The sequence below is a fragment of the Rhodospirillaceae bacterium genome, assembly GCA_018660465.1.
Lineage (GTDB): Bacteria > Pseudomonadota > Alphaproteobacteria > Rhodospirillales > JABJKH01 > JABJKH01.
Window position 1 is genome coordinate 165,859 of the sequence record JABJKH010000089.1, and the last position, 23,944, is coordinate 189,802.

Annotated in this window: 23 protein-coding genes; 12 read left to right on the plus strand and 11 right to left on the minus strand. The window is 52.5% G+C overall.

Annotation, left to right across the window (positions count from 1 at the left end):
• Position 1: 1 nt before the first annotated feature.
• Positions 2–358 carry a hypothetical protein gene (locus HOM51_14975; GenBank protein ID MBT5035814.1) on the minus strand — a complete coding sequence of 119 codons (357 nt, stop codon included), beginning with the start codon at positions 356–358 and terminating at the stop codon, positions 2–4.
• Between the two features lie 247 nt (positions 359–605).
• On the opposite strand from HOM51_14975, the gene HOM51_14980 reads away from it, so the two are divergent.
• The 7 genes from HOM51_14980 to HOM51_15010 all read left to right on the plus strand — a co-directional run bounded on the left by HOM51_14980 (position 606) and on the right by HOM51_15010 (position 8,299).
• Complete coding sequence (locus HOM51_14980; GenBank protein ID MBT5035815.1) at positions 606–3,302, plus strand: PAS domain S-box protein; 2,697 nt, start codon at positions 606–608, stop codon at positions 3,300–3,302.
• Positions 3,303–3,327: 25 nt separating this feature from the next.
• Positions 3,328–3,717, plus strand: coding sequence for a response regulator (locus HOM51_14985; protein ID MBT5035816.1), 390 nt, complete (start codon positions 3,328–3,330; stop codon positions 3,715–3,717).
• 105 nt (positions 3,718–3,822) lie between these two features.
• Positions 3,823–4,323, plus strand: coding sequence for a thermonuclease family protein (locus tag HOM51_14990; protein MBT5035817.1), 501 nt, complete (start codon positions 3,823–3,825; stop codon positions 4,321–4,323).
• Positions 4,324–4,488: 165 nt separating this feature from the next.
• The gene (locus HOM51_14995; protein ID MBT5035818.1) at positions 4,489–5,148 is read left to right on the plus strand and encodes a tetratricopeptide repeat protein; all 660 of its coding nucleotides are present in this window, start codon (positions 4,489–4,491) and stop codon (positions 5,146–5,148) included.
• Positions 5,149–5,153: 5 nt separating this feature from the next.
• A complete protein-coding gene (locus HOM51_15000) occupies positions 5,154–6,521 on the plus strand; it encodes a PQQ-binding-like beta-propeller repeat protein (protein MBT5035819.1) in 1,368 nt (455 codons plus the stop codon).
• A gap of 28 nt (positions 6,522–6,549) precedes the next feature.
• On the plus strand, positions 6,550–7,893 hold the full coding sequence (gene der, locus HOM51_15005) for a ribosome biogenesis GTPase Der (protein MBT5035820.1): 1,344 nt from the start codon (positions 6,550–6,552) through the stop codon (positions 7,891–7,893).
• Between the two features lie 100 nt (positions 7,894–7,993).
• Complete coding sequence (locus tag HOM51_15010; GenBank protein MBT5035821.1) at positions 7,994–8,299, plus strand: PilZ domain-containing protein; 306 nt, start codon at positions 7,994–7,996, stop codon at positions 8,297–8,299.
• Between the two features lie 12 nt (positions 8,300–8,311).
• Here the strand turns inward: HOM51_15010 and HOM51_15015 are convergent, their stop codons facing one another.
• Positions 8,312–9,493, minus strand: coding sequence for a PrpF family protein (locus HOM51_15015; GenBank protein MBT5035822.1), 1,182 nt, complete (start codon positions 9,491–9,493; stop codon positions 8,312–8,314).
• A gap of 62 nt (positions 9,494–9,555) precedes the next feature.
• On the opposite strand from HOM51_15015, the gene HOM51_15020 reads away from it, so the two are divergent.
• Complete coding sequence (locus tag HOM51_15020) at positions 9,556–10,317, plus strand: SDR family oxidoreductase (protein ID MBT5035823.1); 762 nt, start codon at positions 9,556–9,558, stop codon at positions 10,315–10,317.
• 3 nt (positions 10,318–10,320) lie between these two features.
• Here HOM51_15020 and HOM51_15025 read toward each other — a convergent pair whose 3' ends face one another.
• From HOM51_15025 to HOM51_15055, 7 genes are all read right to left on the minus strand, one after another.
• Positions 10,321–10,614: a hypothetical protein gene (locus HOM51_15025; protein ID MBT5035824.1), complete on the minus strand. Its 294-nt coding sequence runs from the start codon at positions 10,612–10,614 to the stop codon at positions 10,321–10,323.
• A 2-nt stretch (positions 10,615–10,616) separates the two neighbouring features.
• Positions 10,617–10,868 (minus strand): MoaD/ThiS family protein, encoded by a 252-nt coding sequence (locus HOM51_15030; GenBank protein ID MBT5035825.1) that lies wholly within the window; start codon positions 10,866–10,868, stop codon positions 10,617–10,619.
• 9 nt (positions 10,869–10,877) lie between these two features.
• Positions 10,878–12,158, minus strand: coding sequence for an FAD-dependent oxidoreductase (locus tag HOM51_15035; GenBank protein MBT5035826.1), 1,281 nt, complete (start codon positions 12,156–12,158; stop codon positions 10,878–10,880).
• On the minus strand, positions 12,115–13,962 hold the full coding sequence (locus HOM51_15040; GenBank protein ID MBT5035827.1) for an aldehyde ferredoxin oxidoreductase family protein: 1,848 nt from the start codon (positions 13,960–13,962) through the stop codon (positions 12,115–12,117). The genes HOM51_15035 and HOM51_15040 overlap by 44 nt, the downstream gene beginning before the upstream one ends.
• A 13-nt stretch (positions 13,963–13,975) precedes the next feature.
• Complete coding sequence (locus HOM51_15045; protein MBT5035828.1) at positions 13,976–14,455, minus strand: 4Fe-4S dicluster domain-containing protein; 480 nt, start codon at positions 14,453–14,455, stop codon at positions 13,976–13,978.
• Between the two features lie 108 nt (positions 14,456–14,563).
• Positions 14,564–15,154, minus strand: a complete 591-nt coding sequence (locus HOM51_15050) for an NAD(P)H-dependent oxidoreductase (GenBank protein MBT5035829.1) — start codon at positions 15,152–15,154, stop codon at positions 14,564–14,566.
• A gap of 109 nt (positions 15,155–15,263) precedes the next feature.
• Positions 15,264–15,809: a hypothetical protein gene (locus HOM51_15055; GenBank protein ID MBT5035830.1), complete on the minus strand. Its 546-nt coding sequence runs from the start codon at positions 15,807–15,809 to the stop codon at positions 15,264–15,266.
• Positions 15,810–15,929: 120 nt separating this feature from the next.
• Here HOM51_15055 and HOM51_15060 point away from each other — a divergent pair, with 120 nt between their 5' ends.
• Together HOM51_15060 and HOM51_15065 are read left to right on the plus strand one after the other, a co-directional pair.
• Entirely contained in the window at positions 15,930–16,484 is a 555-nt protein-coding gene (locus tag HOM51_15060) for a histidine phosphatase family protein (GenBank protein MBT5035831.1), read from the plus strand.
• Between the two features lie 135 nt (positions 16,485–16,619).
• The gene (locus tag HOM51_15065) at positions 16,620–19,808 is read left to right on the plus strand and encodes an efflux RND transporter permease subunit (GenBank protein MBT5035832.1); all 3,189 of its coding nucleotides are present in this window, start codon (positions 16,620–16,622) and stop codon (positions 19,806–19,808) included.
• A 17-nt stretch (positions 19,809–19,825) separates the two neighbouring features.
• Here HOM51_15065 and HOM51_15070 read toward each other — a convergent pair whose 3' ends face one another.
• Both HOM51_15070 and HOM51_15075 read right to left on the minus strand, forming a co-directional pair.
• Complete coding sequence (locus HOM51_15070; protein MBT5035833.1) at positions 19,826–21,403, minus strand: phosphoglycerate dehydrogenase; 1,578 nt, start codon at positions 21,401–21,403, stop codon at positions 19,826–19,828.
• A gap of 29 nt (positions 21,404–21,432) precedes the next feature.
• On the minus strand, positions 21,433–22,593 hold the full coding sequence (locus tag HOM51_15075) for a phosphoserine transaminase (GenBank protein MBT5035834.1): 1,161 nt from the start codon (positions 22,591–22,593) through the stop codon (positions 21,433–21,435).
• 194 nt (positions 22,594–22,787) lie between these two features.
• Here HOM51_15075 and HOM51_15080 point away from each other — a divergent pair, with 194 nt between their 5' ends.
• Together HOM51_15080 and HOM51_15085 are read left to right on the plus strand one after the other, a co-directional pair.
• Positions 22,788–23,126, plus strand: coding sequence for a helix-turn-helix domain-containing protein (locus tag HOM51_15080; protein MBT5035835.1), 339 nt, complete (start codon positions 22,788–22,790; stop codon positions 23,124–23,126).
• A 265-nt stretch (positions 23,127–23,391) separates the two neighbouring features.
• A complete protein-coding gene (locus tag HOM51_15085; GenBank protein MBT5035836.1) occupies positions 23,392–23,943 on the plus strand; it encodes an RES family NAD+ phosphorylase in 552 nt (183 codons plus the stop codon).
• Position 23,944 lies beyond the last annotated feature (1 nt).

Sequence of the window (23,944 nt, forward strand, 5' to 3'; positions counted from 1 at the left end):
ATCAGCGGTACGGAATAAGCCGCTTTGTATCTTTACGTCCGAGTAGATTGTGGGTGGACTCATTTACCTTTTGATGGCCGTTGGCATGCGGATCGGGTTTATCGTAACACGTGACCTCTCCTAGTGTCCGATAGCAATGAACCTTGGGTTCTGGATTCAATTCATCTTCCGCACAATAGGTCCGACCTTGGTTGGTCCGAACCGTGGAACAATCTTTGCCACTAATTGCCGAGACGACATGATCCTCTATCGTCTTATCCGTCAAACCTACCGTCGCAAAATCGGTCAGCGCGACAGGCGGCACGATGGTGCATGCGTTAAGAAAAACTGCGCCCAAAATAAAAATGACATACCGCATCGTTCTACTTTCCAAAGAACCGGCACCACAGGAATGTACGCCGGATCAAGAGTAATTCAACGCTCCTACAATGCCATTTCTGGGTTAAGGACGGGTTAAAGAACTTGAAAATTGTTAATTTGGCCTTCTATTGTCATCTGTGACGTAATTTACAATTTGAATTTATTATCTTTGCCTCCATATGATTTTCAGGTGCTGGACTTTCCACAATCCCAATTTTATTTGCTCTTTTTAGGAATTTTACACGTTGAAGGATCAAGAACAAACGGACCGAGTAATTGTCTATTGGATACTCGGAATTGGGCTGACAGGTGGCTTATTGCTAGGGCACGGTGTTGGTTGGGTTGGCAGTGCCCAACTCCATACAGTCATGGAGGCGATTGCGACACTTTTGGCCGCCGTCGTGGGTGCCATGGCGCTGGTACGCTATTACAGCAAAAAAGAAAGCTTATTTCTTCTCATCGGTGCGGGATTTCTAGGAACGGCATCCCTTGATGGCTTCCACGCCATCGTAACATCAAGCTATTTCAAGCCGATGATGCCGTCTGATCTACCGCATTTGATTCCCTGGAGCTGGGTGGCATCGCGACTCTACCTTTCCGTCGTTATGTTTTTAAGTTGGTTCGTCTGGTTTCAGGAAAATAGCTCAGGAAAAACCAGCCCCATTGCCGAGCGATCCGTCTATGCAGGAACAGTCTTTTTCACTCTCCTCAGCTTCCTATTTTTCGTATTTTTCCCCCTGCCAGCCGCTTATTATCCAAATATATTCTTCCATCGACCTGAAGAATTCGCCCCGGCATTATTTTTTCTTTTGGCGCTCATAGGGTATCTAAAAAAGGGACATTGGCGCACCGACAACTTTGAGCACTGGATCGTAATTTCGCTGATCATCGGCTTCATAAGCCAAGCCGTGTTCATGTCTCATTCCGGTGAATTGTTCGATTATGAATTCGACGGGGCACATACGCTTAAGAAAGTGAGCTACATCTGCGTTCTGGCCGGATTGTTGATCAATATGCATGCTGTTTTTAAGCGCGAAGTGACGGCCGCAAGCGACCTTGGCATACTCAATCAACAGCTTGAAGAAAGTGAAGGACGGGTCCGTGCTATTGTTGAAAACATCATGGACAGCATCATTACGATTGATGAAAAAGGTACAATTCAATCTGTTAACCGGGCGACCGAGCAAATATTTCGTTACCCAGCAGAGGAACTCATCGGTAAAAATATTAAATTACTGACACCAGAACCTCATCGCAGTTCCCATGATCGCTACATCCAGAACTATTGCGAAACCGGTGAGGCAAAGATCATTGGCATTGGCCAGGAAGTAGAGGGTCAAAGACGCGACGGCACGACATTTCCGATGGATTTAAGCATCCAAGACCTTCGCCTAAAAAGCGGACGGTTTTTCATGGGCGTGGTTCGGGATATTACCGAGCGAAAGGAAATGGATCGCCTTAAGACAGAATTCATTTCCACTGTTAGCCATGAACTGCGGACTCCGCTTACGTCTATTCGGGGGTCTTTGGGAATGATTGGAAGCGGTGCGCTCAAGGACCCGGACCAGGTCAAAGATATGGTCGACTTGGCCTCCAGCAACACCGAACGCCTGATCAACCTCGTAAACGATCTGCTCGATATGGAGAAACTCCAGGCCGGAAGCATGGAGTTCAACCTTCTCGACCTGAATATCGGTGAATTAGTTGAAAAATCGCTCACCCTGAACGAACCATTTGCGATCGAACATGGTGTGACGTTTAAACTCACCAGTTCTATCGAAGATGCGACGGTGTATGGCGATTCAGATCGGTTAACCCAGGTGATTTCGAATTTGTTGTCTAATGCGGCTAAATTTTCGCCGGCTGGAGAAATTGTAGAAATCTCAATTGAACGCTCTGCAACATCATTCAGAATTAACGTATCTGACAAGGGACCTGGAATCCCGAATGAATTCCGAGACAGAATCTTTGGGCGCTTTACCCAAGCAGACTCTACCGATGCCCGAAAAAAAGGCGGGACAGGACTCGGCTTGAACATCTCACAGGCGATTGTGGAGAAGCACGGTGGCGTAATCGGGTTTGATAGTGTCGAAGGAGAAGGATCTACATTCTATTTCGAACTGCCAGAAAGAATTAGAACAGCAACTGCTCAAGCAAATTCCCCCTCAGAGATTTCGAAGGCCATCCGGGCAGAAGTTCCTGACGGTGGTAAGATTCTTGTTTTAGAAGATGATCCAGACGTCGCTAAGTTGCTTTCAATAATGCTTGAGGATAACGGCTACGATGTGGACATAGCCTATAACGCCCATGAAGCGAAAGCGCGGATCGCGAGAACAACGTATGCTGCCGTAACTGTCGACGTTATGCTGCCCGACCAAGACGGAATTAGCTTAATTCGGGAACTCCGCGCCGAGGAAAACACCCACAATTTAGCAACCATCGTCGTCTCTGCAAAAGCCAGCACAGTCAGAAGAGAAGTCGTTGCTGCATCAATGGGGATTATAGATTGGCTCGACAAACCGATAGACCAAAGCCGCCTTTTAAGCGCCGTTCAGCAGGCTACGTTTGTGGCGCAACGAGCAGAAAAACCCCGTGTCCTTCATGTTGAAGACGACGTAGACCTATGCCAGGTCATGACGGCAATGATCGGTGATACGATGGATTTTATGTGCGCCCACACGTTTAGGGAGGCTCAGCGCCTCCTGCTGGACGAAAAATTTGACCTGGTTATATTGGACCCGGGCCTTCCGGATGGAGACGGATTAGATCTGCTGGCGACTTTGAAGGTATCTGAAGAAGATTCGACGCCGGTCATTATTTTTTCATCGGATGGGGTAGACCGCGAAACAGCGGTGCAGGTGGAAGCCGCTCTGCTCAAATCTAGATGTTCGAATGAGGAACTTCTGGACCTTGTCAGTAGATTAGCCAAAAATGGTAAATAACAACTGATAAAGGGGATCAACTTTTATGGCGCCTAAATTAGAAAAAATTCTGTACGCGGAAGATGATGCTGACATCCGCAAGATAGCGGTTCTTGCCATGGAAGTCCTTGGCGGAATGACAGTTGAGACCTGCGAGTCCGGCGTTGATGTCGTCGAAAAGGCGCTTCAGTTTCTACCCGACCTCATCTTGCTAGATGTCATGATGCCAAATGTTGATGGCCCCACTGCCTTGGGCCAGCTTCGCCAAGTTCCCGAATTAATTTCCATCCCGGTAATTTTCATTACTGCAAAGGTGATGAAAGAAGAAGTCGCAGAATTCAGAGAATTAGGGGCGGTTGATATCATTGAAAAGCCGTTCGATCCTCAGAGTCTGACAGAGAAAATTAACGAAATTTGGGAAAGCACTCAAAAATAGCCTTTGATTTTGATTTAAGGTGATTAATGCGTTTTTAGCTGATCCCTGTTATTCTTGCTTAAGGAAACAAATTCCAGACGTCGAAACAGGGATTGATTAGGGCAAATGGCGTTCTTAAAACCTTTGCTGGCAGGGATATTCTTCAGCTTCGCCAGTGTTGCTGTGCCGGCTTTAGTTCAGGCCGCCGATTATGAAGTCATAACCGGTGTCGCACACGTCATTGACGGTGATACCCTTGAAATCGATGGCATGCGCATCCGCCTGCATGGGGTTGATGCACCGGAACAAAGCCAATCCTGCATCGCTGGCGACGGGCGCAAATGGGCCTGTGGTGCAGAAGCGACCTTCGCACTGGCTAACCTTGCTGGGGCGAAATCTGTTACCTGCAAACAGGTCAGCAAACTAAAGGACGGCAATTTTCATGGATCTTGCCAGATTGGAAAACACGATCTAAGCGCCATGCTCGTCTTTCAAGGCTGGGCTATTGCGGATCGACGCAGATCCAAGGATTACGTGAATGAGGAACTCGACGCAAAGGAACACATGCGCGGACTATGGCGGGGCAATTTTGTGGAGCCTTGGGTCTGGCGGGATAAACAGAAATAATACCCCATTATCATTGGCCATAATCATTGAATCTTCATGGTTTCTCGGTTAACAACGCCCAGAGACATTGTGAGACCTTGAGAAAGATACTTTTAACACTTCTCTGGGGGCATTGTTTCGGTGCTGTTAAGTTAAAAATATTGACCAATCAAGTTGGAGGCCCGAGTGGCGGACACGAGCGACGACGATTTTCTGTTACGTGAGATAGACGAAGAACTGCAGCAGGAGAAATATTCCGAGCTGTGGAAGGTGTACGGCAACTATATCATTGCTGTCATCCTCGTCATCGTATTGGGTGTGGGTGGATACCAGGGCTGGCGCAGCTATGATCTATCGGCACGGCACGAACAAAGTGTGCGATTTGCCGCCGCAATGAACGCCATTGCCGAAAAGCCTGAAGACGCCCGCAAGACCTTCGCTAAAATTGCCGAAGACGTAAGCGGCGGATATGGTCTCATGGCGCAATTTCAAAATGCTGGGTTGCTAGCGAAAAGCGGCGATAAAAGCGCCGCAGCTGCAGTATACGCGAAGATTTCAGCTGACACGTCGATTGATCCAATTTACCGCGATATGGCCATAATTTTAGGGGCTTTGAACGACTTAGATCAGGCAGACCCGACAGCCCTAAGCGCTCAACTGGCACCGCTACGTGCCACGGAAAATCCCTGGCGCCACAGTGCCACGGAACTTACCGCACTGCTGGCCATTCGCACGGGAGATAAGAAGACCGCGCGCGAACTCCTGACGGCCCTTACCAAAGACGCAACGGCACCAAGCGGTATGAAGTCCCGGGTATCGGAAATCATCACGCAGATTGGAAAGTAGACGGCATGCGAAAGACCGGATCGAACTCTTCCTCCTGGAAAAATTTCCTATTTCCACTGTTCGCATGCCTTATTTTAGCAAGCGGGTGCGATACCGTTTCTGAGTCCTTTGATGATGTGTTCAGCAAAAAACGTAAACCACCGCTGCCTGGAAAACGTGTTTCGATCTTGTTGAATCAACGATCCATCACGCCAGACCCGCGGGCAGCAAATGAACAAATTCTTCTGCCTGCACCCAGCGTCAACCGCGATTGGCCTCAACCCGGTGGTTATCCCAACCATGCGATGCACCATATTGCCGTTGGCGATGCGTTGAAGCAGATTTGGCGGGTCGATATTGGCGAAGGTGCAGATGAGGAATTGCGTCTTGTCGCAGCGCCCATCGTCGTTAACGGTTGGCTGTTCACGATAGATTCAGAACACCAGGTTACCGCTTTAAACGCAGAGTCCGGTAAGCAAATTTGGCGTATTGACCTAACCCCAAAAGCTGAAGATGACGGTCATATTGGCGGTGGAATTACTTTCGAAGCAGGCAGAATTTTTGTCGCCACTGGATTTGGCGTGGTTTATGCTTTGAATGCAAAAGACGGTGCCGTCCTGTGGTCAACCCCGGTTGATGGCCCCATGCGGACGGCCCCCACGGCCCATGGCGGACAAGTTTTCGTCATGACGTTAGAAAATAAAACAATCGCATTCGATTCTAAAACCGGCAAAAAACAGTGGACCCACGCTGGCACCACTGAAACAGCCAGCGTTTTGGGGGGCGGTAGCCCTGCGGTCGATCAAGGTGTGGTCGTTGTCGGCTATTCTTCTGGTGAAGTTTTTGCCCTTAAATCCGAATCTGGTCGTGTTTTGTGGTCGGACTCGCTTTCCGGTGTGCGCCGGGGCTCTGGTGCGTCCGGGCTGTCCCACATTCGGGGCCGACCAATTATTGACCGCGGAAACATCATTGCGATGAGCAATTCCGGCATCATCGCGTCGTTCGATTTAAGAACCGGGCGGCGAATTTGGGATAAGCGCATCAGCGGCGGGGAAAACCCATGGGTCGCCGGAAATTTTATATTTTTACTGACAAACGATTCAGAAATCGCGGCTTTATCACGATCATCAGGGCGAATTTATTGGGTCACTGGTTTGCCCCGGTTTGAAGGCGGAAGAACGTCCGGAACACCGATTGTTTGGACAGGCCCAATTTTGGCCAGTGATCGTTTGTTGGTTGCCGGATCAAATGGCGAAGCATTGGCCGTATCGCCCTATACAGGCAAAGTCCTCGGTAAAGAAAGTCTACCGGATGGCGTCAGTGTGGCGCCTATTGTTGCAAATCGCACAGTCTACTTTTTATCGGATAACGCGGATCTTTCGGCCTACCGATAGCCTGAACTTTTTGACGTAGCACCAAACCATGACATTTACCGTGGCCATTGTCGGTCGACCAAACGTGGGAAAATCAACCCTCTTCAATCGGCTTGTCGGCAAGTCGCATGCCATCGTTGACGACACCCCCGGCGTCACACGTGACCGGCGGGAAGCCGAAGGACGTCTCGCCGATTTACGGTTTAAGATCATTGATACAGCCGGATTGGAAGACGCCGACGACGATAGCCTGGAAGCCCGCATGCAAATCCAGACCGAGGCCGCCCTTGATGAAGCCGACGTCGCTTTGTTTCTGCTGGATGCTCGCGCTGGTGTCACCCCACTGGACACCCATTTTTCTCAATTCCTCCGGCGCTTAAGCACCCCCGTCATCCTCGTCGCCAATAAATGTGAAGGAAAAGCGGTTGAGGCGGGAATTGGGGAAGCCTATGGCCTTGGGCTGGGGGACCCCCTTCCAATCTCCGCTGAACACGGCCAAGGTTTGAGCGAGCTTTATGATGCTCTGGTACCCTATGAATATGAAGAGCCAGCCCCTGACATCGATGACGAAGATGATCCTGAAAGGGCTTTAAAACTTGCCATTGTTGGACGACCCAACGTCGGAAAATCTACCCTGGTTAATAATCTTCTTGGCGAAAACCGGATGTTAACCGGGCCAGAAGCCGGCATTACCAGAGATTCAATCGCTATCGCCTGGGACTATGAAGGCCGCCGCATTCAGTTGGCCGATACCGCCGGTCTTCGCCGCAAATCACGGGTCCGTCAGAAACTTGAATCGCTTTCTGTCGATGACACCCTTCGCTCCATCCGATACGCAGAAGTCGTCGTTCTGCTTTTGGATGCCGAAGAGGCCATGGAGAAGCAGGATTTATCAATTGCTCGGTTTGTCATCGAAGAAGGCCGCGCCCTGATTGTCGCCCTCAACAAGTGGGATCTGGTGAAGGCACAAGGCAAAAAAGTCCTGCAGCAACTGCACGACCGCCTGGAACGCTCGCTTCCCCAGGTCCGGGGTGTGCCCATCGTAACGATGTCTGCGTTGACCGGACGCGGCTCAGAAAAACTCCTGCCTGAGGTGCTCGCTCTACATGACATCTGGAACGCTCGAGTTTCCACATCGAAGTTAAACACTTGGTTAAACCTAATCACCGAAGAGCACCCGCCCCCCTTGGCGTCCGGCCGCCGAGTTCGAATTCGCTACATCACCCAAGCTAAAACCAGGCCGCCAACGTTTGCGCTTTGGGTTAACAGGCCTGAAAAGCTACCAGAATCATATCTTCGCTATCTTGCAAATCGAATACGGCAAGACTTCGACCTTCCGGGCGTGCCACTCCGATTGCAAACTCGCAAAGGAAGCAACCCTTACGCCAAATAAGGCGCCGTACTCTTTGACCTTTTATTTAAGGTGTAAATGCCTCTCCGATTAGTTTAACGTTCACGAAGATAACCGGGTAGAGCTAAGGACGTTCCGAATTATGGTTACTGCTAGAAACCCCGCGACCAAGCGCGGCCAAGAAAGGGATGAGGTTTCCCTCAAGGCCGAACTGACCTTCCAAGGCCAGAGCGTTAAGGGCGATGTCATGAATATCTCCATTGGCGGGGCTCAAGTGCGGGTTAAGGATGAATTCGGACCGGACGGCTTACTCCTTCTCGATCTCGGTCAATTCGGCTCCCTTCCTTGCCGTGTCGCCTGGGCCAACAAACAACTCTACGGTCTGGAATTCGTCGGTGATCAAAATGATATCGGCGAAACGCTCATGGCGTTGGCATCCTTCGCCTAAAGCATATTTCGATTATACCGGGTAGACCCATCCTTCCATCAAACGTCGTTGCGTTCGATAGACAGTGACGTGTTCTGCGTGCCAGGTTCCGTCTTTCAATCGGCCGACGTCCGCTTGTACCGGCAGGACACCGGACGGGTTGCCGATGCGGGTTCCATTTTTATCTCCTTGAGATGTCGCCATACAATGCTGGGCCACACGATGCGGAATCGAGCCCTCAATTTGGCATGCCGTCGCAAGGCACATGGACGTTGTCAGCGTAACCGCGCGATGAATGCGACCCATGGAAACTACACGAACCATAATATCGTGCTGGGCCGGATGGATGGTCTCTCCGGTCAGTGTCTTAAATTTCTCAGGCGCCGCAACCAAGGCAATCTTCGGACTGCCGAGGCCGACGTCCTCTGGTCGGTCCGCCATCCCCATCTGCACGCCGCCAAGTCTTCGAATTTCATCGAGTTTCGCCATAAATTCTTTGTCTGCTTCAAGCGCGTCAGGCTGCTCTGTCGCGTCGCGGCCAACGGCGTTCGCATCGATAAAGATAATCGCGTTGGTCGCATCGACGAACGAGGCTTCGATCACGCCGAGGCCTGGAACTGTCAGCTCATCAACTGTCGCACCAGAAGGTAATAAATTGCCCGTTACGGCGCCCCCAGGGTCCAAAAAATCAAGTTTGATCTTCGCCCCCGTGCCTGCGACGCCGGGAATTTCGAAGCTGCCCGTTTCCACTGCCTGCCCGTCCTCGACATTAAAGCACGCGTGGTAGATCTTACTGGTATTTGTATTGTAGACCCGAACTCGAGCCTCTCCATCGACCGGTTCCACCAGTCTTTCATCAACGGCAAACGGCCCCACGGCAGATGAAAGATTGCCACAGGTATTGGTGTAAACGACTTCGGGCCGATCGACGGCAACTTGCGCGAAGGTAAAATCAATATCGGCGTCTTCGCGCGCGGATGACTCGATGATTACCGCCTTGGATAACGAAGAAATTCCACCCCCCATGCCGTTGAGTTGCCGCTGGTAGGGATCGGGACTGCCAATGACATTTAGAAAGACAGAATCTCTTACCGGCCCCGGATCAGGAAGATCGCGGCCATGAAAGAAAACACCCTTGCTTGTGCCACCGCGAATAAACACGGCAGGAATACGATGTCGGGACACGGCCTTAACTCCTAAGCTGCGACGTTGCATACAATCCTGATTTTGTCCTGTAGTCTAATTTTTTACAACTCGGAGGATTGGGAGGAGACGGTTTGTCTGAACAACAAGTACAACCGCTGTTAGGGAAAGTCGCTTTAATAACCGGCGCCGCCCGACGTGCGGGCCGCGCCACTGCCCTTAAGCTCGCTGCCGATGGCGCTGCTATCGCCATCAATACACGACGTTCAGCCGATGAGGCGGCCTTGGTTAAAGAGGAGATTCAAGCCCTGGGGGGAAAAGCAGAGGTATACATTTGCGATGTCACCGATGAGACCGCCGTCAGTGATATGGTGGCCGCCATAGCCAAAGACTTCGGCGGCGTGGATATCTTGGTGAACAACGCAGCCGACCGCGGGCGCTGCCCCACCCTGGAAATGAGCTTTACCGAGTGGCGGCGGGTTCTAGATATTATTTTAGACGGAACGTTCCTTTGCTCCCGCGCCGTACTGCCGCATATGGTGGACCAGGGTTGGGGCCGGATCGTGAATGTTGGCGGCGATGGCAATTCAGCAGGATTTGCTGAGCGTATCCATGTCCATGCCGGAAAAGGAGGACTGGAAGCGATGAGCCGAAGCCTATCGAGCGAGTTCGCTGGGCAAGGCATCACCGTAAATACAGTTTCCCCCGCGCGCATCGGGGGCGAACGGTCCAGCACATCCGGCCCCCTGCCCCGCAATGCCGTCGGCATGCCGCCCGTTGGATTTGAAGGTGAACCCGCCGATGTCGCCAACATGATCCGGTATCTCTGCCAGCCAGAAGCGCGCTACATCACCGGTCAGACCCTTCGCATCAACGGGGGCTTGGTCCTCAGCTAAATTTTACCCTCCACCCTTTCGAAAATATTGATCGAAACGGTCGAGGGCCATTTGTAAATCTTCGGTGGCATAGCCTGAGAACGTCAAGGTGACGTTGGTTACAGGAACGACCATGGCCGCGATGCGCCGCTGTGATTCTATTGAAAGTTTTATTGTTAGTCGCTGATCATCTTGTTTTAGAAGGACCGTATTTCCCTGCCGTTCGAATTCGGTTGAGCCGAGGGCGCGGGGCAAAATTCGAAAGAAATCTTGGTGGCTGATTCCCATCTCTTTATTGATCGTGACGTCGTCACTCACGGCTATCCACCTGCGACCGGCGGCCATACGGCCAAGGCATCACCATCCTTAAGCGCGTGGGTATCGCGGGCACTGGGTTCGACATAAACACCGTTGACGAGTACCAGATGGCAGACTTCAGCTGGAACGCCAAGCCCCGCCAGGACATTGGCGATCACGGCATCTTGCTCCACCTCAATTTCCAATTGGTTTTCCTTGGCCGATGGCGGCAGGTACTTGCCTAACAAGGCGAAAAGCTTAACCGTGATCTTCATGCTTAATATTCAGGCCAAAAGCGCGACGAAGGCATCCATGACGCGGTTGGGATCGGCAATTAGACGTTGCTTCCAGTCCCCTAAGCGAGTCTGTGACTGAATCAGCCCACGCATGACGCCGATATTTTCAGTTCGACCTAGGCACAGGGCACCAACCAGGATATCTCCCTCAAACGCCAATCGCGTGTATCTAAATGCGTTCTCATCCACAAGCTCCGCCGCATCAGCCCCGTCCCATTCCCCAAACGAACAGGACACCAGGCCAACCGTATCGAGCACATTCATGATCAAGCTGCCTTTGTAGGCTGCGGGCCGCCCTGCCATATTCAAAGCAGCAATCCGCCCATGTTCAGCAGCAGTCGGTTGGATGGCGTGGACGTTCCAGCCACCAGTGGAAAAATCCGGTCCTTGGGCGGCATCCCCTGCTGCAAAGACACTCTCCACGTTGGAGCGGAGGTTTTCATCGACAACCACGCCTTGGTCTACCTTGACGCCGCTGCCGTCCAAAAATTCAGTGTTGGATTTTACGCCCGTCGCCACCACGGTCAGGTTCGCTTTGATTTTCTCTCCGTCTTCCAAGACCACCCAATTACCTTCGCCATCGGCTAACGGCTCCAACGCCGTGACCCGTGACGATGTCAGAACCCGAATGCCTTTTCCTTCGCACCAGCGTTTGATCATGTTGGCACCGGTCTCATTCATCATCCGCGGCAGCACCCGATCCTCAGCCTCAACCACAGTCAGGTTGACGCCACGGGATGCCAAGGCTTCCATAATAATGCAGCCAATAAAGCCCGCCCCCATCAGCACCACATCCGCGCCTGACGGTGTGTGGTCCATGATCTTTCGCGCATCCGCCATGGTCCAACAGTGACAGACATGCTTCCCGTCCAATCCTGGAATGTCTGGTTTGATGGCACTAGCCCCAGTCGCGACCAAAAGCATATCGAACGCCATGGTGTCGCCGTTGGATAACGTAATTTGACCGGTATCGGGTGCGACAGACTTTGCGCCCGCATAATGGAATTCAATCCCAAGATCGGTAAAATTAGTGCCGGAACGGCGCAGTAATGTCCCGGCTTCATTGACTTGACCGGTCAGCAGGTACGGCAAGGCCATGCGGGCATAAGGCGGTTCAGGTTCCGCACTCAGCAGCGCGATTTCGCTGTCTGGATCGGCACTGTGTAATGTCTCAGCCGCAATCAACCCTGCCGGTCCGGTGCCCGCTATGACGTAGCGCACGACCCTAGAGACCAAGCCTGGAAATGGTCTCGTTGGACGGTATACCATCCGCAGTCCATCCCCGAAGCTCATAATATTCAGGCAACATCTGCTCCAGTCCGCTGGTCAGGCCTTCCGCTGGACCTGTTTTGGCCGCGTCCTTTAACAAGCGCTTGGGCAAGGTATCGTCCTTGCCCGTAAAACCTGCCGCCAAATTGAACTGACGTTCCAGGTTCCAAACCCTCTCACCGACTTCCATCAAATTCTCGACGCTCCAGTCACCTTCACAGGCGGCGTCAATCTGCGGCGCGATGTCATCCATGGACCAAGCGAAGGTCGTGAAGACGCAAAGCCCGGCTGAATCCACCACGGCAGTCGCGTCCTGGAACGCTTTAACCAACCCGGCTTTGCCTTCGGTTACCAAGGGATCAGTCTTCTCCGGGATACCAAGAACCTCAGACGCGACCGTATAGCTTCTCAGGTGACAGGCCCCGCGATTGGATGTCGCGTAGGTCAGGCCCATGCCTTGAATGCCACGTGAATCATAGGCCGGGAATTCTTGTCCCTTCACACTCATGGACAGTTCAGGTTTACCGTATTTCTCACACAACAACTTGGACCCCAAACCAATTTCAGCACCAAAGCCCTCGCCCTTTCCAGTGAGTTCGACCAAATCGGTCAGCGCCTTGGCCGAGCCGAATTTGAGTTCCAGTCCGTTGGTTTCCTTGGTGGTAATCACACCGTCCTCGAACAATTCCATCGCCGCGCCGACTGTTGCGCCGAACGAAATCGGATCAATGCCTTGTTCGTTGCATATGAAGTTGGCAAACGTCAGCGCATCCAGATCCTCAACGCCCGTCGCCGCCCCCAAAGCCCAAGCCGCTTCGTATTCCAAACCACCTGAGGCCTTCTGATATTCTGGCCTGTCTTTTACCGTGTAGTGGGTTCGATCCACCGTTGAAATGCGACCGCAAGCAATGGTGCAGGCAAAACAGGCTGCATTGGTGACCAAGTTCGCCTTGCTGTCACTGGCACGCGGCTCAGCCATTGCTTCGGCGCTGATCTTACCCGCGCCCTCAAATTTAACATCGCGATGATTGCGGGTCGGTAGGGCGCCGGTCTCATTGATCACGTTCATCAGCACTTGGGTGCCCATGGCGGGGAGCCCTTGGCCCGTCACAGGGTTGTCGGCCAATACCTGTTTCCCCGCAGCTGCTGCGTCCATGAAGGCAGCAGGATCATCAACACTAACACCTAACGTGCCGCGAATCGCCACGGCCTTCAGGTTCTTAGAGCCCATGACCGTTCCGACGCCGGAACGACCTGCTGCCCTGTCCATGTCATTGACAACACAGGCGAATTTGACGCCCTTTTCGCCAGAAATTCCGATTGAGGCGACGCGGAGCATTGGGTCCTGGTGCTTGGCCTTGATGCCTTCTTCGGTATCCCAGACCGATGTGCCCCAATATTCAGCTGCATCGATCAACTCTGCATCGTCGTTTTGTATCAACAGATAGACTGGGCTCTTCGCCTTGCCTTCGAAGATAATCATGTCCCAGCCGGCGTTCTTCATTTCGTTGCCGAAGAACCCACCAGAGTTAGAGCACGCAATCGCCCCGGTCAGCGCTCCTTTGGTGATGACCGAATACCGCCCTGCTGTGGAGGCCGTGGTGCCAGTCAACGGTCCCGTCGCCATGATTAGCTTGTTGTCGGGCGATAGTGCATCGACCTTGGGGTCGACTTCTTCAACGAAGTATTTCGTCGCCAGTCCCCGCTGCCCCAAATATTTAGCAGCCCAGTCGTTGTTGAGGGGTTCAGAAGCACATGTGCCTTTACTAAGATTGACCCTGAGAATTTTTTGTGTCCATGCCATGATCTATCCCTCCCTATGCTTGTGCCGACTGGGCGGCGTCTGTTTTCGTCGCCCACTGGCGCATTCGATCCAATCCCGTCTCATCGGCGTTAATGAACGTAATCGCCTGGGTCGGGCAGGCCTTCGCACAGGCCGGATCACCGCCACACAGATCACATTTGATGACTTTGCCGGTGGATTGGTTGTAATTCACCGTGCCGAACGGGCAGGCAATGGTGCAGACCTTGCAGCCAACGCACAGCGGGTCGCTGACTTCCATGGCACCCGTATCAGGATTTTTGGAAATCGCCGCCACAGGACAGGCCTGCATGCACCAGGCCTCGGCACACTGGGTGCAGGTATAGGGAACGACGCGCCCTTGATCATGGAAGCGGAAGACTCTGATCCGAGACTTCGCCACATTGAACACACCTTCATTTTCATAGCTGCATGCCAGTTCGCACTGCACGCAGCCGGTACACTTGTCCGGATCGATATGAAGTGATTTAAGCATCGCGAATCCCTCCCCAAAGTTTTGGCCAACCGTGTATTTTGCTTAGGCCTAGTTGACACCCAATCGCTGAATCGGTGCAACTGTTTTATTAGGGAGAGGAAGGAGCAATTAGTACCCTTGAGGATAATCCTCGTATTCTTTCACGAATACCTGAAGTCGGCGCGTCCAAGCGTCCAAGTTTACGAGCAACGAAGAGACGTTGTCTAAAACGTGTTGGTCCGTCGGACGACCGTCATCGTCGAAGTTAGTTTCCCGTAAGCGGACGGCAACTTCAGGCTTGTTCATCACGTGCGAATTGGTAAAGACGAATACTTGGCGAAGGTGTTGCTGCGCCCGGCCTGCACCTGCGCCACCGCCGACACCCATGATCGCCACCGGCATATCGTCCAACGGGGACGGCTTTTTTCGAGAAGCCCAATCAATGGCGTTCTTAAACGGTGGTGTAATCGACCAATTATATTCCGGGCACGCTATCAAAAGCGCATCAGCTTTTTCCAGCGCTTCGGCCAGACGTTCGACCGATGGCGGAAAACCGTCGTCTTCGACATCTTGGTTATAAAGCGGGATGTCGGATATATCGAAGATATCAAGAGTCATCTCTTCCGGCACCAATCCCTGGGCCGTGCGTAAAAGTGCTGAGTTCTTTGATGCCTTGCGGAGGCTTCCGGAAATTCCAAGTACGTTCAGTATGCTGCTCATGGTCGTCCGTTCAATTTGGTAAGGTGTATAAGGCGTTGGGCGCAGAACATCCCCTTTATTTCCACCAATTTCAATGACTAATTTTTATAAACAATAAGACCTAGCCCTCTCACTCCCAGGTCAGCCACAACAGAGTATCCAAATCCGTTATCGACTTGATTGTTTTGGGCGGCGGGCTTGATTTTGGTCCAATATGGCCGATCCGCCGCGGAACATCGATTTTGCCGACAGGCGGAACTTTCCAGCCAATTTCCCAAGTGATCTTGGGGAAGTTCAGAAAATTGGTATAAGGCACAACATAGATGGTCAGTGGCTTAGTGGACTGATTAACCACGACAGTGCCCTTCCAACCGCCCGCATCAGGTCGGGTAATTTTAACGACCTTACCATTCTTAAAAGTGAAGGTACCGCCGCGAAAGTCCGCCACGGTCCGCCATTTGATCTCGTCTCCGTCTTCCTCGAGTATGGTCACAAAGAAAGACAGCGCGGATTTTTTGGCATTCATCACGGGCAAACCGACGAGCGGTGCGATAACTCCAGCGACAATCAATATTCGCAGCCCACGGAAATAAAGTCCTGCCACGACCAACATTCCGCCGATGACCCATAGCCCGGTATCCATATAGTCGGCAAAAAACATTCCCTGGTTCAGCATGACTTGCTCTCCTCCACTTTCGGCTCCCCTTTGTCTTTACCACTTTACCCTGAAATAGACTTCACAAAGCTACCCTTGTTTTGTCATTGCCAAGTTCGTTGTGATGGGACACAAGGCACCATGCTTCAAAAAACGCCTTTTTACTTCCTACGCCACGGACAAACCGATTGGAACCTGGAACACCGCTGCCAAGGGCAAACTGATGTTCCCTTGAACGCGACCGGCATTGGTCAGGCGGGTGATGCAAAAGCGCGCCTGACGGACATTCCGATAGCGACCATTTGTTGCAGTCCGCTGGGTCGAGCCCGACAAACGGCAGAAATCGTCAATGAAGCCTTAAACTGCCGGTTCGTGGTGATTGACGGTTTACAGGAATGTCGGTTCGGCGAGGCCGAAGGCAAGCTGATTACCCATGAAACTTATCACAAATTGATCAGAAGCGCTGGGACAACTGGTGGAGAGATATTCGAGGACTTCGTTGAACGTGCGATTGCAGGCCTGAACCAAGCCATCGTCGAGCCTGGCCCTGTTTTGGTTGTTGCCCATGGCGGCATCTTCAATGCCTTACAATTTCATGTTGGCCTTGATTACGACGGAGACATCAAAAACTGTGTGCCCGTCCGCTTCGAACCCCCAACCAATAAGAACAATGTGTGGAAGATGATTTCGGTGTAAACCTCCATATTGGCAAATATTGATCACGCGAGAGTGATTAATATACATTTCCAACTAAAGTAGATTTTTATTGCGGACAAAGTTAAAATAGACGAATAATTTTCTGGGGAATCAGACAAATAGGCGTTTTAAGCCATGGACCTAATAAAACTCGCAATTAAGCGACCAACGGCCATCATGGCGGCCGTCTTCATGATCATCGCCTTCGGGGTGGTGGCGATGGAGACGATTCCGATTCAGCTGACGCCAGATGTGCGCAGGCCAGTGCTGCAAGTCACAACTTGGTGGCCGGGTGCGGCACCGACGGAAGTCGAGAAAGAAATCACTAATCAGCTGGAAGAAGAACTCACCGGCCTTGAAGGGCTCGAAATTCTCAGCAGCAGTTCACAAGTCGGGCGCTCTCGGATTACCCTTGAATATCAAGTCGGCCAAAACATGGAACGGGCGTTCATGCTTTTGTCCAATCGCCTCGGCAGCGTTTCAGATTTGCCGTTCGAAGCGAAAGAGCCTCGAATTCGAACTTCCGGTTCCGACGACCGCCCCATCGCGCGCTTCGCTATTACCAGAATGGAAGGGAATACGCGCGAGATTGAAACCTATGGCGATTTTGTAGAAGACGTAGTGACAGAGCGCTTGGAACGGGTTCCCGGCGTCAGCCAAGTCAGTGCCTCTGGTGGCAGCGCCAAAGAACTTCAGATCATTGTCGAGCCGACCCAGATGGCGCGCTATGGCCTCACGGTTCCCAATGTAATTGCCGCCATTAGAGGGGCCAACGCCTCCATCACAGCTGGCGCTGTGGACGAAGGCAAGCGGCGTTATATCGTCCGCACGGACGCGGATACCGACACCATCGAACGGGTCCGGGAAATCGTCCTCCATACATCGTATGATAAGCCCAGCGGACGTGTGGTGACGGTTAAGGTCGGCGACATTGCTAAGGTCACGTTCGGCTACAAAGAACCCTCCAGTCGACGTAGGTTCAACGGCAAGCCGATGATCCGGCTAAATGCCATTCGTGATCAGGGTGCCAATGTCATCGAGACGATGGATGGCATTTATGAGGCGGTTAAAGACCTCAACGAAAATTCCCTGCCATCGGAACAACTCGTTCTTAAACAATTTTATGATGAGACAACCTACATTCGCTCGGCCATCAGTTTGGTGCATCAGAACATCTATATCGGCGGCGTTCTAGCGGCGCTGATCTTGTTGATTTTCTTACGGTCCGTGCGGGCAACGTTGATTGTGTCCCTGGCTATCCCGGTCTCCGTCGTTGGTGCTTTTGTCGCCATGGCGATGCTGGGACGGTCGATCAATGTGATTTCATTGGCAGGCATTGCGTTTGCTGTCGGCATGGTTGTCGATGCGGCTATCGTCGTACAGGAGAACATTTACCGACATCGTCAAGACGGGAATTCTGCGCCTGATGCCGCCTATAAGGGAGCAAAACAAGTTTGGGGCGCTGTGCTGGCCTCAGCACTCACGACTGTCGTGGTGTTTGTACCGCTGTTGACGTTGAATCTGCAGGCCGGGCAGTTGTTCAGAGATATTGCTGTTGCCATTTCTGTGGCCGTGTCGTTATCCCTCCTGGTATCGATCACTGTCATTCCTGCTCTCTCCCAAAGATTGTTGAGAAACAGCGCCACCGGCAGCGATAAAAAAATTCCCCTGCCGGGCATCGATCATATTGGCCGAGGGTTTGTAAAAGCGGCGCTGGCCATCATTCGGTTTAACATCACCTATCGGACGGCTTCGGTGTGCGTGGTATTGGTCGTATGCAGCCTGACGGCGGTCTCCACATTTCTCTTTTTGCCCAAGCTTGATTACCTGCCCGACGGCAACAGAAACTTTATTATCGGGCGTTTGAGCCCGCCGCCTGGCTACAACCTTAAAAGCACCTACGCCATGGCGGAGCGAATCGAAAACAAAGTGAAACCCCTCTGGGTGTCTGTCAGTGGCCCGGAGGCAGAGCCCGGACAGCCGCCTAAGATTTCCGACTTCTTCTTCATCGCAGCGCGGAATTTCATGCTTATTGGCGCAAAAAGCACCGACCAAATCCGTGCTCAAGAATTGGAACCAGTACTGAACAAACCCATCTTTCGAGAACCAGGTACCCGGGGGTTCGTCTATCAGGCCTCCATCTTCGGGCGCAGGATTGGAGGCTCCAGAACTATTAATTTGGATATTTCCGGACCTGATCTAGATGCAGTCTTGGATACCGCACGCCGTGCCGATGATCTTGTCGGCAAGGCGATGCCTCGGCGAGAGGGCACCCGCGTGCGTCCGCGCCCTGGCTTGCAACTGGCAGGGCCAGAAATCCGCCTGCTGCCGGATCAAACTAAGATCGCCCGTGCTGGCCTAACGGCGCGTGCCTTCGGCCAAACTGTGGACGTCCTTAATGAAGGGGCAAAAGTCCTGGAAATCAACCTTGGCAGTAAGCGCCTCGACCTCACCCTCAAAGGCCCCGACCGAACCGACAAGACCACCCAAGGGATTGGCAACCTGCCTGTGGTCACCGGCAATGGTACCATTGTTCCGGTCAGTTCGCTGTCCACAATCGATGTGACGTCCGGCCCGGTTGAGATTCGTCACCTCGACCGCGCACGAACCATCTCCTTGCAAATCAAACCATCACGCAAGCTGCCCCTGGAAACAGCCATTGAAACCATAAAGAATGATGTGGTTGGGGCCTTGGTCAAAGAAGGATTGCCGCCGGGCGTAAAAATTGGAATGTCTGGTGCCGCCGATCAGCTTTCCACAACCTGGGAAGGCATGAAATTTAATCTGATGATCGCACTCGTAATCGTTTACTTGGTGATGGCTGTATTGTTTGAGAGCTTTATCTACCCATTGATCATTATGTTGTCGGTGCCTTTGGCGACAGCTGGCGGTGTCGGCGGTTTGGCCTTGGTCAGTGCCTTTCAGCCCCAGCAGCTTGATATGATGACCATGCTCGGGTTTGTGATCTTGATCGGGATCGTCGTCAATAATGCGATCCTATTGGTGGACCAGACGTTACAGCATGTGCGCCTCGATAAAATGGCGGCCCACGACGCCATCATGCGGGCCTCCAGAAACCGCATGCGGCCGATCTTTATGTCGACCCTAACCAGTGTGTTTGGGCTGCTGCCGTTGGTAATCTTCGCCGGTGCCGGGTCAGAACTTTACAAAGGCCTAGGCTCCGTCGTCCTTGGCGGACTAACGCTTTCAGCGGTCCTGACCCTACTGATCATCCCACCGTTACTGGCCCTGCTTCTGGGCCGCAAGGAAGCAACTGAGAATGAGGGGCAGCCCGTAGATGCCGCCCCTACTCCCGCTGAATAGAACTCATTAAAACGTCCCTAGAACGTCATCGGCCTTACCATCATCACCTGTGGCAGATCGTGGATTTTCTGCAAGATTTTGGGTGAAGGTGGTTGATCGACTTCGACCAATGCAATCGCGTCGCCGCCTTGTTTTGCTCGACCTAAGTTAAACGTCGCGATGTTGATACCTTCGTCACCCAACAGAGACCCAAGCCCACCAATGAAGCCTGGTTTATCGTGATTGGTAATGTACAGCATGAACGGTGCCAACGTCGCATCAACAGGGATTCCCTTGATCTGAATGATGCGTGGTTGATCGCCGTAGAACAACGTGCCGGCAACATTCCGGGTTTGTGCCTCTGTCGTAACCGTCAGATTGATCAACGTCTGATAGGCGCCGCCCTTTTCTTTGTGAACCTCAGAAATATCAATGTTTCGGTCTTTTGCGACTGAAGGAGCCGAAACAATATTCACCGATTCCATGAGTGGTGCCAGAAGGCCCTGCAAGATAACCGCGGTTAAGGGCTTGGTATTGAGTTCGGCGACTTGGCCTAAATATTCGATGGTCACGGACTTAATCGCCGTCATTGTCGCTTGACCGGCGAAGCTGCCCAACTGTTCGGCAAGCTTCATGTAGGGTTTAAGACGCGGCGCTTCTTCTGCACTCAATGATGGCATGTTCAACGCATTGGTTACGGCCCCCGTCAGCAAATAATCCGCCAACTGCTCTGCCACCTGCTCGGCGACCTTTTCCTGCGCTTCTTCCGTCGCGGCACCCAGGTGCGGGGTGATGATCACGTTTTCCATACCGAAGAAGATACTTTCCGTCGCGGGCTCAGCAGATAGTACGTCCAGTGCGGCCCCACTCACGTGACCGTCATCAATGGCTTTCTTCAGGTCTGCTTCAACCACCAACCCGCCGCGTGCGCAGTTGATAATTTTAACGCCTTTCTTGGTCTTGGCGAGAGAGTCGGCGTTGATGATATCTTTAGTCGCATCGGTCAGCGGGGTATGCAGGGTGATGATATCGGCACGGGCCAAAAGATCATCCAGTTCCAGCTTCTCAATACCCAGTTTCTTCGCACGATCTGGCGAAAGATAGGGGTCATAGCCGACAACCTTCATCTTCAATCCCTGAGCACGGTCGGCAACAATGGAACCGATATTACCGCAGCCGATAACACCCAAGGTCTTGCCGGTCACTTCCATGCCCATGAAGCGGGACTTTTCCCATTTACCCAGATGAGTTGAGGCATTCGCCTGAGGAATATCCCGAGCCAGCGCCAGGATCATGGAAATCGCATGTTCCGCCGTGGTTGTAGAATTCCCAAACGGGGTATTCATGACAAGGACACCGCGACTGGTCGCCGTTGCGACGTCGATGTTATCGACGCCAATTCCGGCACGACCAATGACCTTTAGGTTGGTCGCGGCTTCGATGATTTCCGTCTTGGCTTTGGTTGAAGACCGCACGGCGAGGCCGTCATAATCACCTATACAGGCGATGAGTTCTTCGGGCGTCATGCCGGTTTTGACGTCAACTTCAATCCCTCGGTCCTTGAACACTTGTTCAGCGAGGGGGCTCATTTTATCGGATATTAGAACTTTTGGCATTTTATCAACTTTCTTGTCTTGGGCTTGTATCAAGCTTGAATTTCGGATTTGGCGGTTTGGAAGGCCCATTCGAGCCACGGCAGCAGCGCTTCAACATCGGCTTTTTCAACCGTTGCGCCGGTCCAAATGCGAAGTCCCGGAGGCGCATCGCGGTAGGCCCCCAAATCCAACGCCGCGTCTTCATCCTTCAACAGAACGACAATGCGCTTGGCGACAGCCGCTTGCTGGTCCGCATCCAAGTCACCGTCCACCACCTTCAAGCAAACAGATGTGCAAGACCGGATCGCTGGGTCCGCTGCCAGGTTGGCAATCCATGGGGTCGCTTCCACCCAATCGTCGAGGGTCTTAAAATTTGCTTCGCAACGCGCGCGCAGACCTGCTGCTCCGCCAACTGTTGCTGCCCAATTCAATCCATCAAGCGCATCTTCCACCGCAACCATGGACGGCGTGTTCAGGGTTTCGCCCCGAAAAACGCCATCGATTAATTTACCACCCTTGGTCAGGCGGAAGATTTTTGGCAGGGGCCATGGTGGGGTGTAGCTTTCAAGGCGTTCAACGGCGCGGGGGCTTAGGATCAGCATTCCGTGTCCGCCTTCGCCGCCCATCACTTTCTGCCAGGAATAAGTCCCGACATCGATCTTGTCCCAAGGAATATCCATGGCGAAGGCCGCCGACGTCGCATCACAAATCGTCAGACCTTCTCGGTCTGCTGGAATCCAATCGCCATTGGGAACGCGAACACCGGACGTCGTGCCGTTCCAGGTGAAAACAACATCGCGGTTACAATCGACCTGAGTCAAATCAGGAAGTTCGCCGTAGTCGGCTTCTATCACCCGCACGTCGTCTAATTTCAAATGCTTGGTGACATCGGCCACCCAGCCGGACCCGAAACTTTCCCAGGCCAGCATGTCAACGCCACGCGCGCCCAGCATCGACCACAGCGCCAACTCAAGCGCACCCGTATCGGAGCCTGGAACAATGCCAATCCGGTAATCGTCAGGAAGCCCCAAAAGGGCATGTGATTTATCGATTAAGTCTTTTAGACGCGCCTTGCCTTCGCTGGAACGGTGCGAACGCCCGACCAAAGAACGCGCTAAAGCATCAGACGTCCAACCAGGACGTTTAACGCAGGGACCAGATGAAAAGCTAGGTATAGCCGGACGCATGCCCGGTTTTTTGGAAGTCGTCATTTTATGTCTCCCTTCTCTTCCAAGAAGGGCTGCGATCCGTTGGGGGATCGTGGCCCGCCGCTTGTATAGGGAGCCAATCGGGCCGCGTCAATGTAGAATTCTGCCTCAATTTAGACATTTTCATTTTATAAATTGAAATTATGAAAGAAAAATGTTAAATTTTTTATAGAACCCTGGCCATTAGGAAAAAATTTATGACAAACGCGGTCGCAAAATTAATGGATGACCTCCGCGAACATGGCGGACTAAAAGGCATGGACGTTGCCAATATCGCCGATGTCTCGCCGGCGACGGTATCGCGTTGGTTTTCGGGAAAAACGTTCCCCCATCCCAAGACTCAACTTTTAATTTCAGACCTTCGTTACGTGGTTGATCGTCTCGCAGAATTCTACACACCAGAAGAAACTCGGATGTGGCTGTATTCGAAGCATCGGTTGTTAAATGACGAGCGCGCAATTGACCTCATTCACGAAGGACGAGCCGACGAAATTCTTACGATGATTGAGAGCCTTGATGAAGGGGCCTATACCTAGTGTCTTGGTTCAGAAGTTCGTTACATTTAGGACGCCCTTGCAGAGCTTTCGGCAAGGAGCCCTGTCCGCCGTGATGCTGTCGCATCACAAGGGCTGGGCGACGCTGACCGAAGGATCTGCAAGGGCGCCAAAGGTCACATTTCCCGTCCTCTGGGGGCGTCACCGCTGCTTAGCGATGCGCGACATCGCCTACGCAACGCTTCCTACCCAGAGGACGGGAAATGAGATCCTAAATGCAACGAACTTCTGAATCAGGACACTAGCAATGGTGCCACGTAGCCGGGTTCATGACAGCGTCATTCTTGATGCACTTGAAGCAATCGCCCCTACTCCATTCAACGACGACGTTTGGCGGGTCACGCGAAAGGAGCGAGAAGCCCTGAGGGGGGCCAGCGCCAATGGCCGCTGGAGTCCCCCTGGTGAATTCGAAGTCCTTTATACCTCAGAATCCGAAGAGGGTGCATTGGCGGAAATTGGCTATCGCCTGTCATTGGAACCTGTATGGCCGAGCCGCATCGAGCATGAAATTCATTGTATTGATTTACACTTAACCAGAACGCTCCGACTGGTCGATATTTCTCAGCTATCGCCGCTTGGGGTAGACATAGCCAGATACGAAAATTTTGATTACAGCGCGACCCAAGCCATTGCATCCGCCGCGCACTTTCTGGAGTTTGATGGCCTTGTCATACCAAGTGCACGCTTCGAGTGTTCAAACATCGTTGTGTTTTTGGAACAAGCTGCTGAGAAGGGTCGCATGGAAGTCCGTTCATCAGCAGCCGTCGATTGGTCTTCTTGGCAAAGAAAGCGCCGCTGAC